Annotated in this window: 1 protein-coding gene; it reads right to left on the bottom strand. The window is 70.8% G+C overall.

From position 1 onward, the window contains the following. Positions 1-612 (bottom strand): condensation domain-containing protein (locus tag G4D86_RS51805; protein WP_240360978.1); only part of this gene is annotated, 612 nt, incomplete at both ends.

Raw genomic sequence — 612 nt, 5'->3', positions numbered from 1 at the left:
GGTGGGCGAAGGCGCCCAGGGCCGTCTCGTGGACGCGGCCCACGAGCTGCTGGAAGGTCGGGTCGCCGGACAAGTCAGTGCGCACCGCGAGGGTGTTGACGAACAGGCCGATGAGGCCCTCGAGGTCGGCGCGGTTGCGGCCGGCGATGGGGGTGCCGACGGTGACGTCGTCGTGGCCGCAGTAGCGGTGGAGCAGGACGTTGAAGGCGGCGAGCAGGACGGAGAAGAGGGTGCGCCCCTCGCTCGCGCCCAGGTCCTTCAAGGACTCGGCGAGCTGCGCGGGCAGGCAGACGGTGTGACGGGCGCCACGGGCGGAAGAGGTGGCGGGACGGGGCCTGTCACCCGGAAGCTGGAGCACGGCGTTGGGGTCCAGCCGCTGCCGCCAGTAGGAGAGCTGGGTGTCCAGCGCTTCACCCAGCAGCCACTGACGCTGCCACGAAGCGAAGCTGGCGTACTGGAGCGGCAGCGCGGGCAGGGGCGAGGAGCGTCCTGCGACGAAGGCCGCGTAGAGCTCCGACACCTCGCGCACCAGCACACCCATGGACCAGCCATCGGTGATGATGTGGTGCAGGCTCAGGAGGAGCACGTGCTCTTCGGCGGCGAGGCGGAAGA

The organism is Pyxidicoccus caerfyrddinensis (genome assembly GCF_010894405.1).
GTDB classification, from domain to species: domain Bacteria; phylum Myxococcota; class Myxococcia; order Myxococcales; family Myxococcaceae; genus Myxococcus; species Myxococcus caerfyrddinensis.
The sequence above is the reverse complement of the archived record's forward strand: the minus strand, read 5'-3'. Positions and strand labels throughout refer to the sequence as shown.